We start from the raw sequence: 17,482 nt of genomic DNA, 5'->3' as shown, positions 1-17,482 counted from the left end.
GATGACACTTCCCACCTCGGCCCGCACCGTCGTCATCGGCGGCGGCGTCGTCGGCTGCTCGGTCGCCTACCACCTTGCCAAACTCGGCTGGAACCCGGTGCTTCTGGAACGCAAGCGGCTGACCTCGGGGACGACATGGCACGCGGCGGGACTGATCGCGCAGCTTCGCGCGACGCCCGCCATGACGCGGCTCGCGAAATACAGCCAGGAGCTTTACGGCACGCTCGAGGCCGAGACCGGGGTGGCGACCGGGTTTCGCCGCAACGGCTCGATCACCGTGGCGCTGACCGAGGATCGCGCCGAAGAGATCGCGCGGCAGGCGGGCATGGCGCGCGCCTTCGGCGTCGAGGTCGAGGAGATCTCGCCCACCGAGATCGCGGCGCGCTATCCCCATCTCGCGATGGAGGGGGTCCGCTCGGGCGTCTGGCTACCGCGCGACGGGCAGGGCGATCCGTCCAACATCGCGCTGAGCCTTGCCAGGGGTGCGCGGATGCGCGGCGCCGTGGTGGCCGAGCGGACGCGCGTGACCGGCGTGCGCCGCGACGGCGCGCGGATCACCCATGTCGAATGGGAGGACGGGACCGGGCAGGGCGCCATCGCCTGCGATCACGTCGTCAACTGCGCCGGCATGTGGGGCCGCGATCTGGGCGAGATGCTGGGCCATGCCGTGCCGTTACAGGCGTGCGAGCATTTCTATATCGTGACCGAGGCCATCGACGGGCTCGGCCGCCTGCCGGTGCTGCGCGTCCCCGACGAATGCGCCTATTACAAGGAGGATGCGGGCAAGATGCTGGTCGGCGCCTTCGAGCCGGTGGCCAAGCCGTGGGGGCCGATCCCCGAGGGGTTCGAGTTCGACCAGCTTCCCGAGGATTTCGACCATTTCGAGCCGATCCTCGAACGCGCGGTCGAACGGCTGCCGATCCTCGCCGATGCCGGCATCCACACCTTCTTCAACGGGCCCGAGAGCTTTACCCCCGACGACGCCTATCACCTCGGGCCCTGTCCGGGCACGGCGAATGTCTGGGTCGCGGCGGGGTTCAACTCCATCGGTATCCAGAGCGCGGGCGGCGCGGGGCTGGCGCTGTCGCAATGGATGGAGGGCGGCGAGATGCCGTTCGACCTCATGGATGTGGATATCGCGCGGATGGAGCCGTTCCTGTCCAACCGCCGCTACCTGCGCGCCCGCGCGTCCGAGACGCTGGGGCTGCTTTATGCCGATCACTGGCCCGCGCGGCAAAAGGCCACCGCGCGCGGGGTCAGACGCTCGCCGCTGCATCGCGAGATGCTCGATCGCGGCGCGGTGATGGGCGAGCTTGCCGGGTGGGAACGGCCGAACTGGTTCGCCCTGGGCGACGAGCCGCGCGCCTATCGCTACGGCTGGGGCCGCACCAGCTGGTTCATGGCGCAGGCCCGCGAACACAAGGCGCTGCGCGAGGGGGTCGGGCTTTACGACATGTCGTCCTTCGGCAAGCTCAGGATCGAGGGGGCGGATGCGGCGGGCCTGATGGCGCTGGCCTGCGGTGCCGATCTCGAGGTCGCGCCGGGCCGCATCGTCTATACCCAGATGCTGAACGCCGCGGGCGGGATCGAGGCCGATGTGACGGTCACGCGCCTGTCGGAAACCGCGTTTCTCATGGTCACGCCCGCGGCGACGCGGCTGCGCGACGAGACGCGGCTGCGCAGGCTGGCCGGCGAGCGGCGCGTGACGATCACCGACGTGACCGCGGGCGAGGCGGTGATGGCCGTCATGGGGCCGCGGGCGCGCGACCTGCTCGGCGCCGTCACCGATGCCGACCTGGGCGATGCGGCGCATCCCTTCGGCATGGCGCGCGAGGTCGATCTGGGGATGGGACGCGCGCGTCTGCACCGGCTGTCCTATGTCGGCGAGCTGGGGTGGGAGGTCTATGTCTCGTCCGACATGGCGGCCCATGCCTTCGAGACGATCGCCGAGGCGGGCGCGGATCACGGGCTGGCGCTGGTGGGGCTGCATGCGATGGACTCGCTCAGGCTCGAAAAGGGGTTCCGCCACATGGGCCACGACATCACCCCGGCCGATCATGTCATCGACGCGGGGCTCGGGTTCGCCGCGCGCCGCGCGGGCGGCTATGTCGGGGCCGAGGCCGTCGCCGCGCGACGCGAAACGGGGCCCGTCGCGCGCATGGTGCAGTTCCGGCTCGACGATCCCGAGCCGCTGCTGTTCCATGCCGAGCCGATCCTGCGCGACGGCGAGGTGGTGGGGCACCTGACCTCGGGCGGCTACGGGCACAGCCTGGGCGGCGCGGTGGGTCTGGGCTACGTGCCCTGCGCCGGGGAAAGCGCCGCGGATGTTCTGGCCTCGCGCTACGAGATCGAGGTGGCGGGAACCCGCGTGGCCGCGCGCGCGTCTCTCAAACCCATGTTCGACCCCGGCGGAGACCGGATGCGCGGCTGAAACCGGCCGCCGTCGGACGCAGGCAAGGAGAGCGACGATGCAAGATGCCGATATCGACGCGCGCCATCTGGAGCGCTGCGTGAGCCTTGCGCAAGAGGCGCTGGAGGCCGGGGACGAGCCGTTCGGCTCGGTCCTCGTCGGGGCCGACGGGCGGGTTCTGCACGAGGCGCGCAACCGCGCCAATACCGGCGACCCGACCGAGCATCCCGAGTTCGCGCTGGCGCGCTGGGCGGCGCGGAACCTGTCGCCCGAGGATCGCCGCGCCGCCACGGTCTATACCTCGGGCGAGCATTGCCCGATGTGCGCGGCCGCCCATGGCTGGGCGGGGCTGGGCCGGATCGTCTATGCCAGCTCCTCGGCGCAGCTCGGGGCGTGGATGGCCGAGTGGGGCGCGGCGCCCGGCCCGGTCGAGACGCTGCCCATCCAGAAGATCGCGTCGGGCGTGCCGGTGACGGGGCCGGTGGCCGGGTTCGACGATCGCATCCGCGAATTGCACCGCCGCCTGCACGGGGGCTAGGCCGCGGTCAGGCCGGGGCGTGGCGGGCGCGGAACCGCTCGATCTCGGCCTCGGTGGGGGCGTGGCCGGTGAACACCTCGACATAATTGGGCATCCGGGCAAAGCGTTCCTCCGGGGGCTCGCGCACCTGCATCGAGATATAGCCGATCTGGGTGTAGATCATCGTCAGCGCCCGCACCTCGGCCTCGGTCGCGTCGTATCCGAACCGCAGGAATACCCCGGTCATCGCCTCCTTGCGGCGGCGGTCGGCCCTGTCGAGCCGCGTCTGCAAGGCCGGATCGTTGCGCGCCCAGTTGCGAATCGCGAGATCGAGCCGCGAGTCGAAAAGGTCGTCGTCGAGCCAGAGGTCGAAGAGGTTGAAGACCGCCTCGCCTATGGATTCGGCAAAGGCCTCGCAGCGGGCGACGAGATTGCCGGTATTGCGCTCTTCCCAATGGGCGATCATGGCCTCGAGCAGGGCGTCGCGATCCTTGAAATACCAGTAGAACCCGCTGCGCGTCAGGCCGAGCCGTTCGGCCAGCGCCTTGATCTTGACCGCCTCGACGCCGTTCTCGGTCAGCACGTCATAGGCCGCCCTCAGCCAGGCCTCCTCGGTGGTGCGCGGATCGTCGATGTCGATCTGGTTCATGGGTCCGCTGATGCGCGTTCTTGACAGGTGTGTCAATCGTGCTGACAGTCATGTCAAGGCGACTGACTCGGAAAGGGGGGCTTCGCATGGTGGACGAGGTTGAGGCGCGGCCGGCATCGCGCCGGCGCGGTCGCGGCGGAGAGCGCGCGCGCAGCGGCGCGCCGGGCCAGAACCCGCATCTTGAGGTGCCCTTCATCACGCGCGGCATCCCGCCCTACGACCTGGCCGATCCCGAGGGGCTGGCCCGGATCGAGGCGACGGCCGACCGCATCATGGCCGAGATCGGCATCGAGTTCCGCGAGGATCCCGAGACGGTCGCGCTGTTTCGCAAAGCGGGCGGCACCGTCACCGGGCTGACCGCGCAAAGCTGGAACATCCGGTTCGAGCCGGGGCTGATCCGCGAGATGCTGCGCACCGCGCCCGCGCGGTTCACCCAGCATGCGCGCAATGCCGCGCGCTCGGTCGAGATCGGGGGCGATGCGGTGGTCTTCGCGCCGTCCTACGGATCGCCCTTCGTAATGGATCTCGACCGCGGCCGCCGCTACGGCACGATCGAGGATTTCGCGAATTTCATAAAGCTGGGCCAGTCGAGCCCATGGCTGCACCATTCCGGCGGCACGATCTGCGAGCCCACCGATATCGCGGTGAACAAGCGCCATCTCGACATGGTGCTGTCCCATATCCGCTATTCCGACCGCGCCTTCCTCGGCTCGATCACGGCGCCCGAGCGGGCGGCCGACAGCATCGAGATGTGCCGCATCCTGTTCGGGGCCGAGTTCGTCGAGAAGAATTGCGTCATCATGGGCAATTTCAACACCACCTCGCCGCTGGTGATGGATGGCGTCTCGACCCGCGGCATCCGCATCTATGCCGAGGCGGGGCAGGGGTCGGTGCATGTGCCGTTCCTGCTGGGGGGCGCGGTGTCGCCGCTGACCATGGCCGGATCGGTCGCCCACAGCCTTGCCGAAAGCATGGTGTCCTGCGCGCTGACGCAGCTCGTGCGGCCCGGCGCCCCGGTGGTCCTGGGCAGTTTCCTCAGCTCGATGGCGCTGCGATCGGGGTCGCCGACCTTCGGCACCCCCGAGCCGGCGCTGGGCTCCCTGGTGATGGGACAGCTTGCGCGACGGCTGAACATGCCGCTGCGCTGCGCGGGCAATTTCTCGACCTCCAAGCTGCCCGACGCGCAGTCGATGCAGCAGGGCGTCATGTCGATGATGTCGGCCGTCCAGTGCGGGGCAAATTTCGTGTTGCACTCGGCCGGATTCCTCGACGGTCTGCTGTCGATGTCCTACGAGAAATTCATGCTCGACACCGACCTGTGCGGCGCGCTGCACGGCTATCTCGCCGGGATCGCGATCGACGAGGACACGCTGGCCTTCGACGCGCTGGCCGAAAAGGGGCCGGGCGAGCACCTGTTCTCGACCGCGCACACGATGCGTCATTACAAGACCGCCTATTACGACAGCGCGCTGGACGACAACCAGCCGTGGGAGACCTGGGACGAACAGGGCGGCATCGACGCCGCGACCCGCGCCAACACGCGCTGGAAGGCGACGCTCGCCGCCTACGAGGCGCCCTGGCTCGATCCGGGAATCGACGCGGCATTGCAGGATTTCGTCGAACGCAAGAAGGCGACGATGGCGGATGCGTGGTACTGAGGAACAAAGTATGTCGAACGACCCTCTGCTCCAGCCCTATCGGCTGAAGCACCTGACGTTGAAGAACCGGATCATGACGACCAGTCACGAGCCGGCCTATCCCGAGGACGGGATGCCCAAGGAGCGTTACGCCGCCTATCACGCCGAACGCGCCAGGGCGGGCGTGGCGCTGGCGATGACCGCCGGATCGGCCGCCGTCAGCCGCGACAGCCCGCCGGTCTTCAACAACATCCTCGCCTGGAAGGACGAGGTCGTGCCGTGGATCGCGAACCTCACCGACGCGTGCCACGAACATGGCTGCGCGGTGATGATCCAGCTCACCCATCTCGGGCGACGCACGGGCTGGAGCAAGGGCGACTGGCTGCCCTCGGTATCCTCCTCGCGCCACCGCGAACCCGCGCACCGGGCCTTTCCCAAGCTGATCGAGGATTGGGATATCGACCGCATCCTCTCGGATTTCGCCGACGCCGCCCAGCGGATGCAGGCGGGCGGCATGGACGGGATCGAGATCCAGGCCTACGGGCACCTGCTCGACCAGTTCTGGTCGCCCCTGACCAACGACTTGGTCGGGCCCTACGGTGCGGACACGCTCGAGAACCGGCTGCGGTTCCCGATGGACGTGCTGGCCGCGATCCGCAAGCGCGTGGGCGACGATTTCATCGTGGGGTTCCGCTATACCGCCGACGAGGCGCAAAAAGGTGGGCTGACCGCCGAGGAGGGGATCGAGATCTCGCGCCGCTTTGCCGCCACGGGGCAGGTCGATTTCCTCAACGTGATCCGCGGGCGCATCCATACCGATCCCGCGATGACCGACGTGATCCCGATCCTAGGCATGAAGACCGCGCCGCATCTGGATTTCGCGGGCGAGGTGCGCCGCGCCACCGGGATGCCGACCTTTCACGCCGCGCGCATCCCCGATGTGGCGACGGCGCGCCACGCGGTGGCCGGCGGGCTTCTCGACATGGTCGGGATGACGCGCGCGCACATGGCCGATCCGCATATCGTGCGCAAGATCATGGAGGGGCGCGAGGACGACATAAGACCCTGTGTCGGCGCCACCTATTGCCTCGACCGCATCTACCAGGCGGGCGACGCGCTGTGCATCCACAACGCCGCCACCGGGCGCGAGCTGACCATGCCGCATGTGATCGCCCCCGCGCCCGAGCGGCGCCGGGTGGTGGTGGTGGGCGCCGGTCCCGCGGGGCTCGAGGCCGCGCGCGTGGCGGCCGAGCGCGGCCATGACGTGACCGTGTTCGAGGCCGCCCCCGACCCCGGCGGGCAGATCCGCCTGACCGCGCAAAGCCCCCGCCGCCGCGAGATGATCGGCATCGTCGACTGGCGCATGGCGCAATGCGCCGCGCGCGACGTGGCGTTCCGCTTCAACACCTATGCCGAGGCGGACGACGTCACCGCCTGCGCGCCCGACGTGGTGATCGTCGCCACCGGCGGGATGCCGCATACGCGCCTGTTCGAATCCGATACCGAACAGGATGCGGCCGTGACCGGGTGGGACATCATCTCGGGCGACGTGAAACCGGCCGAGAACGTGCTGATCTATGACGAGAGCGGCGACCATCCGGGCCTTCAGGCCGCCGAGATCGCCGCCGCTGCCGGGTCGCGCGTCGAGGTGATGACACCCGACCGGACGCTCGCCCCCGAGATCATGGCGATGAACCTCGTGCCCTACATGCGCAGCCTGCAGGATCGCGACGTGACCTTTACCGTGGCGCGGCGGCTGCTCGACATCCGCCGCGAGGGCAACACGCTGACGGCGGTGATCGGCACGGATTACAGCGACCACCGGACCGAGGCGCGATACGACCAGATCGTGGTGAATTACGGCACGATGCCGCTCGACGATCTCTATTTCGATCTCAGGCCGCTCTCGTCGAACCTGGGCGAGGTCGATCACGAGGCACTGGTCGCGGGCCGCGCGCAGGCGGTGCGGCGCAACCCCGAGGGCGCGTTCCGGCTGTTTCGCATCGGCGACGCGGTCAGCGCGCGCAACACCCACGCCGCGATCTACGACGCGCTGCGGCTGGTCAAGGATATCTGAGCGGGCGGCGATGCTGGACAAGCCGGGGCAGGGGCGCCTAGGCGTGGCACAGCGGCCCGCGGGCCGATCGCTCGAACGAAAGGACAGGACATGACACTCAAGCGCCTCACCCCCGGCCCCCGGATGAGCCGGGCGGTCTGCATCGGCAATATCGCGTTTCTCTCGGGGCAGGTTCCCGACGATCTCGAGGCCGATATCGCCACTCAGACCCGCCAGGTCCTGGCCAAGATCGAGGCCATCGCGGACGAGCTCGGCGCGGCCAAGTCCGATATCGCCTCGGTCCAGGTCTGGCTGGCCGACATGGCCGATTTCGCAGGCATGAACGCCGTCTGGGACGATTGGGTCGAGCCGGGCGCGCCGCCCGCCCGCGCCACCGGCGGCGTGCCGCTTGCCCGCCCCGGAATGCGGGTCGAGATGATCGCGACCGTGGCCCTGCCCGCCGCCGGATGACCCGAGGTGCGGGGCGGGATTCCCGCCCCGCGCCACCCCCCGCGCGCAGGTGACGGCCGACACCATGCGCGCCTGCCCCCCCATGCTACGCCTTTCTTGACGAGGCGCATCATGGACATGAGGGCAAACATGCGATCCCATCTCGAAAAGGCTATCGAATCCCTGGGCGACCGGCTCGGCCTCGAGCTGAGGCTCGACGGCGAAGGACGCGCCGCGGTTGCGCTCGACGATGTTGAGATCGCGATGATCTACGTGCAGCCCTCGGACGAGGTGCAGTTCTACAGCCCCATAGGTCGTGTGCCCGAGCATGGCGCCGAGACGTTCCTGCGCATCCTGCTGTCGAGCAATTACATGGGCCGTCTCACGGGGCGCTGCGCGCTGGCCGTCGATCCCGACGCCTCCGAGGCCGAGGCGGACTGGGGCGCCATGCGCATCGTGTTTCTGCAATATGCCAGCGATCCGATCGTGTTCTACGACCCGGCGTCGCTGTGGCGGGCGCCGCCCTGGATGAACGATCCGCCCGCCGCCGATGCCTCGGGGCATCTGCGCTTCATGCCCATCGTCACGCAGTTCCAGCTTGCGCTCGACATGGCGCTGGCCTTTGGCGCGCCACCCGGTCACGGCCATGCCTATTACGCGCAGGACTACATCGCGCCCTGGGTCGAGGTGACGGCGCCCGAGAACTGGACCGAGGCCGATACCGCCCGGCTCAAGGTGCATTGCGACAACGGGGTCAAGATGGGCTGCGACAACGGCTAGCCCTTGGCGGTCCGAGTCGCGGGTGCGGTCCGGGCGAAATGGCGGCGCAGGAACATCGCGGCCGCGAGGCTCCCGATCCAGATCAACAGCGTCGCGGCCAGCCAGTTCGATATCCCGCCGATCTGCATAGTGGGCAAAAGCGACGCGGTGACGAACAGCCCGAGGAAGATGGTGACGAGCGCGATGCCCCCCAGCAATTCGGGCATGTTGTTGCGCGCAAGCGACGTGACCGCGGGGCCCGCGACCGCCTGCACCACCGTGAACAGCAGCACCGCGACGACAAAGCCCAGCGGCGCGATGACAAAACCCGGCAGCAAGAGCGCGGCCAGCAGCAGCCCGATGCCGTTGGCGGCCAGGTAGCCCAGGGCGGTGATCGTGAATCTCTTCATCTGCCGGATCTCCTGACCGTGATGCGATATCGCGCAAGTCTATGGCACGAACCGGGCGCCGCGCCATCCACATATCGACGAATCGCGGGCGCGGGCAACTCTGCCCCGTAATACCTGATGCCCGGACTTGATGTTGACTATATCAACTGGTATCACCGGTCAATTTGAGTCGAAAACGCCCGCCACGCGGCGCCGCCCCCCGATGGCCTCGCGACAAACCGGGTGCGGGACGTATAAGGGTCCGGAACCGCGCGCAGGCCCCCGCCGGGACCGCTTGCGTTGTTGACCATATCAACGCGACGCGCCAAAGCTGTTTGCAGGAAACCCGCCGATGAAAACCATGTTCGACACGCGAAACAGGTCGGTCCACCCGCCGATCCACGAGATCACCGACGCGCTGAGCTTCAAGCTCGCGCGGCTCAACGCGATCAACGAGCGCGCGGGCAGCTATTACTTCAAGCTGCATCACGACATCACGCTGAACCAGTGGCGGATCCTCGGGCTCGTCTCGGCGATGGAGCCCGCACCCGCGCGCGACGTGCGCGACAGCCTCTACATGGACAAGGGCCAGTTCAGCCGGGTCGTCAAGCAACTGGTCGAACGCCGACTCATCGACATTTCGCCCGCGCCCGACAATGCCAGCGCCAACACGCTGCGCCTGACCCCCGCGGGGCGGAGCCTGCACAAGGTGCTGATCGGCTTCACCGCCGAGCGCAACGCGCGCACCGCCGCCGTCCTCACCCCCGAGGAATGCGAGACCTTTCTCGCCCTGCTCGACAAGGTCGGGAACCATGCCCACACCCTGTTGATGAAGCGGCAGGATCGCGGTTGAGCACGGCCCCCGCCCAAACTGGCGCCGAGGCTCCCGCCCGCGCCCCGACCCGTGGGCCGGGCCACGCCGCCGCAGGGCTTTTCTCGGTCGCGATCCTGTGGGTCATCGCATTCGCGGCGCTGGACGAGGCGACGCTGCGGTTCGGGGCGGTGCTGGCCGCGGTCGTGATCGTGACGCAGACCCAACCCGCGACCTTTGCGCGGGCGCCATGGCTGGGCCGGGTGTTCGACGCGGCGCTGCTGGCGTGTTTCGCCTTTGCCGGGTGGTGGTTCGCCCGCGTCACCGACCAGCTCTGGACGGGGTTCTTCGTGGCGACGCCCGCGACGCTCGCGGCGGGGATCGGGGGGATCGCCGTGCTGCTGATCCTGGCGGGGCGGGCCTGGGGCCGATCGCTGGTCGTGATGGCGCTGGCCTTTGCGGCCTTCGCCTTTGCCGGGCCCTATCTGCCGCGGCCGCTGTCCCATTTCGGCACGGATGCGGGCGAATTCGTACAGGTCGTGTGGTATTCCTTCGACGGGGTGTTCGGGCGGATGACCGGGCTCGTCGCCGAGAACCTGCTGGTCTTTCTCATCCTCGGCGCGCTCTTCGAAAAAACGGGCGCGGGCGACAGCCTCATCCGCATCTCGACCGCTCTTCTGGGCCGGGTGCGGGGCGGGGCGGCCCATGCCGCCATCGCGGCGAGCGCCGTTTTCGGCATGATGAGCGGGTCCGTCGCGGCCAATATCGCGGGCACCGGCGTGTTCACCATCCCGATGATCCGCCGCCAGGGCTTTTCGAGGAACTTCGCCGGCGCGGTCGAGGCGGCGGCCTCGTCGGGCGGGCAACTGACCCCGCCGATCATGGCCGCGACCGTTTTCGTCATGGCCGATCTGCTGGAGATGCCGCTGATCCTCGTGATCGCGGCGGCGGCACTTCCGGCCCTTTTCAAGTATATCGGCCTCTTCGCGCAGGTCTATGTCGAGGCGATCCGGCAGGACATCGCGCCCCTCCCGCCCGAGGATATCCCGACCCTGACCGCCCGCGACTGGATCGACTCCGCGCTGGTGATCGGTCCGCTCGTCGCGTTGATGGGGGCGTTCCTCACCGGCCGGTCGCCCGCCATGGCGGGGCTCGCCGGGGTCGTCGTGGCGCTGGCCATGGGCCTGATCCTCACGCCCCGGTTCCGCCGCGACCCGCGGCTGATCTGGCAGGCGCTCTGCGCGGGCGGCATATCCTCGGCGCGCATCCTGCTGTCGGTCGCCGTCATCGGCATCGTGCTCGCCGTCATCAACGAGACAGGCATTGCCATCCGCTTCGGGATCGCGGTCGCGGGGTTCGGCGAGAGCCATCTGTTCTATGCGCTCGTCATGGCGATGCTGGGCGCGCTGGTCCTCGGCATGGGGCTGCCGACGCTGCCCGCCTATCTCATCATCGCCATCGTGATCGCGCCCGCCATCGTCGAGGCGGGGGTCGCGCCGCTCGCCGCGCATATGTTCGTGCTTTATTTCGCGGTGTTCTCGTCGATCATGCCGCCCGTGGCCTATGGCTGCTACATCGCCGCGCCGATCGCCGGAGCCGATCCGCTGCGCATGTCCCTTACCGCGCTGCGCCTCTCCGCGGTTGGCCTGCTGGTGCCCTTCGTCTTTGTCACCGCGCCCTCGCTGCTGCTGGTGGCGGGCGGGTTTTCATGGGCCGAACTCGGCGCGACGATGCTGCGGCTCCTGGCCGCGATCTGGATGCTGGCCACGGCGCTTGGGGGGGCCGATCCGCGCGCGGGGCGGCTTGTGCCGGCGGCGCGGGCGGTGCGGCTCGCCCTTGCCGCCGGGGCGCTGATGCCGATGGCGGCGATCTGGTGCCCGACCGTTCTGGGCGCGGCGATCGCGGGGCTGGGGCATCCGCGACCCCGCCCGCCGGTTCTCCGGGGATCGGGGCAGGCGACATGATTGCCGCGTTCCGCCGCATCCGCCTTGGCGCCGCCGCGCTGGCTTTTGCCCTCGCGCTGGCGCCCGTTTCCGCCATGGCCGAGCTCTATCGCGTGACCTCCATCGCGCCGGGCCTGTCGCCCTTTGTCGTGAACACCGCCATCGCCAAGGTGGTAAATACACGCGTGCCGGGAGTCGAGTTCCAGGTCCGCGCCACCGGCACCGCGACCCGCCACATGCTCGACGCCGCGCGGGGCAAGGTCGATTTCTTCTTCGGCGCGCCGACGATCAACTGGATGATGGCCAACCGGGTCGGCCCCTTTGCCGATCTGCCCGAGGCGCCCGCGCTCGAGGGGCAGGTGGGCATGATCCTGTCCTACCAGATGGGCCCCTATCACTATGTCACCCGCGCCGGGTCCGGCATCGAGACGCTCGACGACCTGCGCGGGCGGCGTGTCTTTGCCGGGCCGCCGGGCGGGGCCGCGACGGGCGTGGTGTTGCGCACGATCGAGCAGGCGACGGGGATCACGGCGCAGTACATGCAGTTGCAGGCCTTCGGTTTCGACGCCGCGATACAGGCGTTCCAGGACGGCAAGATCGACGTCATCGCCCTGCCCAGCAACGTGCCGAGCCCGGCGATCCAGCAATTCGCCCTGACGCAGAAGATCCGGCTGCTCGATGTCGACATGGACCGGGTCGCGGTCAACGCGCTCACCGGCGGCACCGTCAACGAGATTCCGTCGGGCGCCTACGGTGCGAACCAGGTCAACACCGCGCCCGTGCGCTCGCACGGGTCGCTGGTGAATTTCAGCGCCGGGATGCATGTGCCCGAGGATGTCGTCTATCGCGTGACCAAGGGCATCTGGGAAAACCTCGACGAGATCCAGGCCGCCGCGCAATGGATGCCCGCGACGATCACGCGCGCCGCGGCGCTGGCCCATGTGGCGGGCCGACTGCACCCCGGCGCCGAGCGCTACTATCGCGAAATGGGCTGGACCATCCCCGCCCCCGTCGCCTTCGACGCCGGCGATCCCGCGGGGCCGGCTTTTGCCGGGGGCGAAACCAGATGACCCGCCGTCGCACCTCAGGCCCCGCAAGACGCCCGCACCACCATCAATATTGAAACGCATCTCAATCAGGAGACATTCATGAATAACTGGGTTCTGTGGCTGATCGTTGGCATCCTGTCGCTGATCGGCGGTATCCTCGCCCTTCTCAATCCCTTTGCCGCCACGCTGACGGCCGAGATGTTCACCGGCTGGCTTTTCGTGCTCGTCGGCATCCTCGTGCTCGTATCGGCCTTCAACGACCAGGGGCTCGGCGCGCGGATCGTCACGATCCTGCTCGGGGTCGTCATGCTGCTTTTGGGGATCAGCCTCGTGACGAACCCGCTGGGCGGCATGGTCGCGCTGACCATCCTCGCGGGCATCATGCTGATGGTCGCGGGCGTGATCCGCATCGTCTTCGGCGTCTCGGCACGCGATGGCGGGCTTCGCGTCGCGATGATCGTCTCGGGGGCGCTGTCGATCCTGCTCAGCGTGATGATCTTCGCCAATTTCCCGGCCTCGGCGGCCATCGTGCTGGGGGTCTATCTCGCCATCGACCTGATCTGGAACGGGGTCTCGCTGATCGCGCTGTCGCTGGCGCGGAGATCGCGCGCGCCTGCATGAGGGTTGCGCGTCGCGCGACCTCGGGACAGGGAGGGGCACCATGCTGAGAAAGGTTCTCGGGCGGCTCTTTCGGGGGATATTCGCAGCCTTCGGAGAAGAGCGCGTGCAGGGTCTTGTCGCGCTCACCCTGGGGCTGATTTTCGTGGCTTCGGGGTTCTACTGGTATTTCGAGGGCTGGAGCGTCCTCGATTCCGTCTATTTCTCGGTCATCACCATCGCCACGGTGGGTTACGGCGATCTCGCGCCGCAAACCGCCGCGGGCAAGATATTCACCATTCTCTATGTTTTTTGCGGCCTCGGCATCTTTGTCGCGGCCGCCTCGGCCATTGCCGAGGGCATCATGCAGGACCGCCGCAAGGATCCGTGACGGGCGGGCGCCCGCCCATGCCGGCGGCATCGAAAGGAGCGAACGTGAGCGACGACACAAATCCACCGCAAGAGGGCAGGGCGGGCCGGCGCGTCACGTTCGGCGTGATCGTCCTGCTGGTCGTGGCCGCGGCAATTTACGCCGTGATGGATCGCACCGTGCCGGGCAGCGCACGCGGCATCGTCTCGGCCTATGTCGTGCAGGTCGCGCCGCGTGTCTCGGGCACGGTCACGCAGGTTCATGTCACCGACGATGCGGTGGTCGAGGCGGGCGATCCGCTCTTCACACTCGACGCGCGGCCTTTCGAGCTGGCCGCGCGTCGGGCCGAGGCCAACCTCGCCGCCACCCTGCAATCTGTCGACGCCTCGGGGGCCTCCATCGTCGCGGCGCAGGCGGGCGTGACCGGCGCGCGCACCGCGCTCGAGACGACCCGCGCCGAGGCCGAGCGGACCTTCAAGCTCGAAGAGCGCGGCATCGTGGCCAAGGCGCGCGGCGACCAGGCCCGCGCCGCCGTCGAGACCGCCGAGGCCGAGCTCGACCGCGCCGAGGCCGCGCGTGAAAGCGCGCGTGCCGAACTGGGCCCGCAGGGCGAGGACAACCCCGCCTTTCAGGCCGCGTCCGCGCAGCTCGAACAGGCGCAGTACGACCTTGCCTCGACCCTCGTGCGCGCGCAGCATCTCGGCGCCGTGACCAACCTTACCCTGTCCGAGGGCGCGTTCATCACCGCGGGCGCGCCCGCGCTGACCTTCATAGATGCCGAGGCGGGCTGGATCACGGTCGATCTGCGCGAGAACCAGTTGCAGAACGTCCAGCCCGGCGATCCCGCACATGTCCTGTTCGACGCGCTGCCGGGGCGGATCTTCGACGCGCGGGTGCAAAGCGTCGCCTGGGGAATCGCGCCGGGGCGGTCGGTGCAGGGCGGGCTGGTGGTCAATCAGCCCGCGAGCCGCTGGTTCGAGCCCGCGCGCCGCATCCCCGTCCGCGTCGAACTCGAGGGCGGGATGGAGAACTGGCCCTATGCCGCCCGCGTCGGCGGCAAGGCGCATGTCGTGATCTTTGCCGCGGGCGACACCGGCGGGCCGCTCGGGCTGATGGCGCGCGCCGCGCAAAGGCTGCGCGCGTGGGTGAGCTACCTGCACTAGCCATGTACGTGATCCCCCGCCCGAGCGTCCGCGACGACCCGCATTTCGGCATCCGGCTGGGCCTTGTCGGGGCGCTGTCGGTCCTGGCCGCGGCATGGCTCGACCCGGTCATGCCGACGATCACCGCCGCGCTTCCGGTGGGCCTCGTCGCGGCGCAACGCAAGGCGCCCGCGCCGCTCGGGATCGTCGTCGCGCCGCTGGCGGTCTGCGTGCTGGCCACGGTGCTGGCATGGTTCGTGACATGGGTGCATCCGCTCGCCGTCGTGCAGGCGGGGGCGGCGTGGCTGGTCTATTTCATCGGCTTTCGCATGATCCTGCGGACCGGGGCGACGCCGGGCATGCTGCTGGTCGTGTTCACGATCCTCTTTTCGGTCATCGGGATGAGCGGCGGCGGCGCCGTGGCGGTCCTGCGCAACGAGCTCTACCTCGCCGCGCTGGTCGCATTGGTCGTCGTGCCGCTCTCTTACGTGCTGGTGCCGCCGCGCACGCGCGCGCGCCATGTCGCGACGCCGGTGCCCCAGCGGGGCCGGATCGCGACCGGCGCGGCCATCCGCGCGACCGTGCTTTCGGCGCTGAGCTTCTGGCTCTACGCGGTCATGCCGCCCTCGGACATCATGCTCGCGATCATGGCCGCGCTGGTGCTGGTCTTTCCCACGCGCGAGGCGGTGTTCTTCGAGGCGCGGCAACGGATGCGGGCCACGCTTTACGGCAGCGCGCTGGCGCTGGCGGCCCTCGCGGTGTTTCCGCTCTCGCCGCATCTGCCGATCCTTCTGGGGCTCGTCTTTCTCGCCGGCTACTGGGTCGGGCAGAAGATGCTGCACGACCCGCGCCCGCACATGGCGTTCCAGAACGCCTATCCCGCCGCGCTTGCGCTGATCGTGGGGGCGCTGGCCGCGCAGGACGTGGCCGCGGCCATCGCGTCGCGGGTGGGTCTGACGCTGGTGGGGGCCTTTGCCGCGGCATTTGCGGTGGCATGGCTCGACCGCCTGACCGGCTGGCGGGACGAGCCCGCGGTCGCGGCGGACCCGCGACCGGGCGCCGCCTGACGCCGCGCCCGGTCCGGCACGGCGTCGCGGCGCGTGCCGTGCTCAGTCCAGCGTGTTCTTGAAGATCTCGCCGTTCTTCATCACCAGCGGGATGTTCGAACCATTATCGCCGAGGATCGCCACGTCTTCCAGCGGGTTGCCGTCCACGAGGATGATATCGGCATAGGCGCCTTCCTCGATCACGCCGAGCGGGCCTTCCTGATAGGGATTGCGCGCGCCGCTGAGGGCGAGGATTTCCGCGTTGGTCGAGGTAATCATGCGCAGCATCTCGATATTGCTGAACCAGGGCGAGAAGCGGGCGAGGAAATCGCCCTGCGTGCCGTTCATGTCGGGGGCAAAGACAAGGTCGGTGCCGAAGCCCATCTTGACGTTATGCTTCTTGACCAGCTCGGCGGTCCGTTCCCAGCCATCGACGACCTGCACATACTTGTCCCACTGGATCGGATCGGCGATCGCCTTGAGGCTTTCATCGGCCTCGAAAGGCTGCGTGATGAGATAGACGCCGCGCTCGGCCATCTCCTGCGCGGTTTCGTCATCCATGAGCTGCCCGTGCTCGATGGTCCTGAGCCCGTTGCGGATGCCGCGCAGCACGCCCTTGGGCGTGTAGACATGCGCGGTGACATAGGTGCCCCAATCCGAGGCCGCATCGACGGCGGCCTTGATCTCGTCATCGGTGAACTCGGTCACGTCGAGCGGGTCGTAGAAGGAATAGACGCCGCCGCCGATGGCGATCTTGATCTGCGTCGCGCCCTGCTTGAGGTTCTGGCGCGCCGCCGCCAGCACCTCGTCGCGGCCGTTTACCACGCGGTCGAGCTTCATGACGCCTTCGCCTACCGGCACCTGCCCGCTGAAGATGCGCGGCTCTTCGAACGGTAGCGTGCGGTCGGCATGGCCCGAGGTCTGGGTGATGAGCGTGCCTGACAGGTACATGCGCGGACCGGGGATCATGCCCTCGTCCACGGCCTTCTTGATGCCGAATCCGGGGCCCGCCGTGTCGCGGATCGTGGTAAAGCCGCGTTGCAGCAGGTTGTTGGCCTCGATCACCATGGTGGCATGGGTGTAATCGGGTTGTTCCAGCCGCCACGCGTCGCCTTGGCTCGCCGCCAGCATCAGGTGGTAATGCGCGTCGATCAGGCCGGGCATGAGGGTGCGGCCCTCGCCCTCGATCACGTTCACCGCGACCTCGCGCGTCTCGGTGCCGCCCGCCTCGTCGATCACGGCGAACCCGGTCACGCCGGCGCCGGGCAGCACTTCGGTCCGTTCGAGCCGGCCGGTCGTCACCTCGAGCTCATAGGTGCCCGAGCTGGGGATCTCGTCGGCGATCCGCTCGATCCTGTTGCGCACCACCAGCACGTCCTGATCCTCGAGCAGCGTCTCGCTCGTCCCGTCGAAGATATCGACATTCTTGAACAAGGTGACATCCGTCGGGATGTCCTGCGCCAGCACCGGCAGCGTCAGGAGCGCCGAGATCGCGACGCCGGATAGCGCGGTCTTCATCAAAGCCATGGGGGATTTCCTTGGGAAAGAGGGTGGGGGCCGTAAGGCAGGGACGGAACAGGGAATGCGCCGACCTCAACGGAAAAGACATGACTTTGTCAACTCATCTCACGCGCGACGGATGCACGCGACCCGCCCC

General features: G+C 68.6%; 16 protein-coding genes. 13 read left to right on the top strand and 3 right to left on the bottom strand.

Annotated elements, in window-relative coordinates; all coding sequences use genetic code 11:
- Nucleotide 1: 1 nt before the first annotated feature.
- Both E2L08_RS12370 and E2L08_RS12365 read left to right on the top strand, forming a co-directional pair.
- Nucleotides 2–2,431, top strand: a complete 2,430-nt coding sequence (locus E2L08_RS12370) for a GcvT family protein (protein ID WP_133397406.1) — start codon at nucleotides 2–4, stop codon at nucleotides 2,429–2,431.
- A gap of 37 nt (nucleotides 2,432–2,468) precedes the next feature.
- Nucleotides 2,469–2,948, top strand: coding sequence for a nucleoside deaminase (locus tag E2L08_RS12365; RefSeq protein ID WP_133397405.1), 480 nt, complete (start codon nucleotides 2,469–2,471; stop codon nucleotides 2,946–2,948).
- Between the two features lie 7 nt (nucleotides 2,949–2,955).
- Here E2L08_RS12365 and E2L08_RS12360 read toward each other — a convergent pair whose 3' ends face one another.
- On the bottom strand, nucleotides 2,956–3,576 hold the full coding sequence (locus E2L08_RS12360) for a TetR/AcrR family transcriptional regulator (RefSeq protein ID WP_133397404.1): 621 nt from the start codon (nucleotides 3,574–3,576) through the stop codon (nucleotides 2,956–2,958).
- A gap of 86 nt (nucleotides 3,577–3,662) precedes the next feature.
- Between E2L08_RS12360 and E2L08_RS12355 the strand changes: the two genes are divergently transcribed.
- The 4 genes from E2L08_RS12355 (at nucleotide 3,663) to E2L08_RS12340 (ending at nucleotide 8,499) form a co-directional block, all read left to right on the top strand.
- Complete coding sequence (locus E2L08_RS12355; protein ID WP_133397403.1) at nucleotides 3,663–5,234, top strand: trimethylamine methyltransferase family protein; 1,572 nt, start codon at nucleotides 3,663–3,665, stop codon at nucleotides 5,232–5,234.
- Between the two features lie 10 nt (nucleotides 5,235–5,244).
- Complete coding sequence (locus tag E2L08_RS12350) at nucleotides 5,245–7,290, top strand: NADH:flavin oxidoreductase (protein ID WP_133397402.1); 2,046 nt, start codon at nucleotides 5,245–5,247, stop codon at nucleotides 7,288–7,290.
- Between the two features lie 90 nt (nucleotides 7,291–7,380).
- Nucleotides 7,381–7,740, top strand: coding sequence for a RidA family protein (locus E2L08_RS12345; protein WP_133397401.1), 360 nt, complete (start codon nucleotides 7,381–7,383; stop codon nucleotides 7,738–7,740).
- 129 nt (nucleotides 7,741–7,869) lie between these two features.
- Nucleotides 7,870–8,499 (top strand): type III secretion system chaperone, encoded by a 630-nt coding sequence (locus tag E2L08_RS12340; RefSeq protein WP_240758225.1) that lies wholly within the window; start codon nucleotides 7,870–7,872, stop codon nucleotides 8,497–8,499.
- Here the strand turns inward: E2L08_RS12340 and E2L08_RS12335 are convergent.
- Nucleotides 8,496–8,888, bottom strand: a complete 393-nt coding sequence (locus E2L08_RS12335; protein WP_133397399.1) for a hypothetical protein — start codon at nucleotides 8,886–8,888, stop codon at nucleotides 8,496–8,498. The two genes, E2L08_RS12340 and E2L08_RS12335, sit on opposite strands and share 4 nt — an antisense overlap.
- A gap of 331 nt (nucleotides 8,889–9,219) precedes the next feature.
- On the opposite strand from E2L08_RS12335, the gene E2L08_RS12330 reads away from it, so the two are divergent.
- The 7 genes from E2L08_RS12330 (at nucleotide 9,220) to E2L08_RS12300 (ending at nucleotide 15,846) form a co-directional block, all read left to right on the top strand.
- The gene (locus E2L08_RS12330; RefSeq protein WP_133397398.1) at nucleotides 9,220–9,720 is read left to right on the top strand and encodes a MarR family winged helix-turn-helix transcriptional regulator; all 501 of its coding nucleotides are present in this window, start codon (nucleotides 9,220–9,222) and stop codon (nucleotides 9,718–9,720) included.
- Complete coding sequence (locus tag E2L08_RS12325) at nucleotides 9,717–11,642, top strand: TRAP transporter permease (protein WP_168771141.1); 1,926 nt, start codon at nucleotides 9,717–9,719, stop codon at nucleotides 11,640–11,642. Before E2L08_RS12330 ends, E2L08_RS12325 begins: the two co-directional genes overlap by 4 nt.
- A complete protein-coding gene (locus tag E2L08_RS12320; protein ID WP_133397396.1) occupies nucleotides 11,639–12,691 on the top strand; it encodes a TAXI family TRAP transporter solute-binding subunit in 1,053 nt (350 codons plus the stop codon). Before E2L08_RS12325 ends, E2L08_RS12320 begins: the two co-directional genes overlap by 4 nt.
- 78 nt (nucleotides 12,692–12,769) lie before the next feature.
- The gene (locus E2L08_RS12315) at nucleotides 12,770–13,291 is read left to right on the top strand and encodes an HdeD family acid-resistance protein (protein ID WP_133397395.1); all 522 of its coding nucleotides are present in this window, start codon (nucleotides 12,770–12,772) and stop codon (nucleotides 13,289–13,291) included.
- A 40-nt stretch (nucleotides 13,292–13,331) separates the two neighbouring features.
- The gene (locus E2L08_RS12310; protein ID WP_133397394.1) at nucleotides 13,332–13,658 is read left to right on the top strand and encodes a potassium channel family protein; all 327 of its coding nucleotides are present in this window, start codon (nucleotides 13,332–13,334) and stop codon (nucleotides 13,656–13,658) included.
- Nucleotides 13,659–13,702: 44 nt separating this feature from the next.
- Nucleotides 13,703–14,800: an HlyD family secretion protein gene (locus E2L08_RS12305; RefSeq protein ID WP_240758224.1), complete on the top strand. Its 1,098-nt coding sequence runs from the start codon at nucleotides 13,703–13,705 to the stop codon at nucleotides 14,798–14,800.
- Nucleotides 14,779–15,846, top strand: a complete 1,068-nt coding sequence (locus E2L08_RS12300; protein WP_240758223.1) for an FUSC family protein — start codon at nucleotides 14,779–14,781, stop codon at nucleotides 15,844–15,846. Before E2L08_RS12305 ends, E2L08_RS12300 begins: the two co-directional genes overlap by 22 nt.
- A 42-nt stretch (nucleotides 15,847–15,888) precedes the next feature.
- On the opposite strand, the gene E2L08_RS12295 is transcribed toward E2L08_RS12300, so the two are convergent.
- The gene (locus E2L08_RS12295; protein WP_133397391.1) at nucleotides 15,889–17,352 is read right to left on the bottom strand and encodes a metal-dependent hydrolase family protein; all 1,464 of its coding nucleotides are present in this window, start codon (nucleotides 17,350–17,352) and stop codon (nucleotides 15,889–15,891) included.
- Between the last annotated feature and the right edge of the window lie 130 nt (nucleotides 17,353–17,482).

The organism is Palleronia sediminis, assembly GCF_004358695.1.
Taxonomy (GTDB): Bacteria; Pseudomonadota; Alphaproteobacteria; order Rhodobacterales; family Rhodobacteraceae; genus Palleronia; species Palleronia sediminis.
The sequence above is the reverse complement of the archived record's forward strand: the minus strand, read 5'-3'. Positions and strand labels throughout refer to the sequence as shown.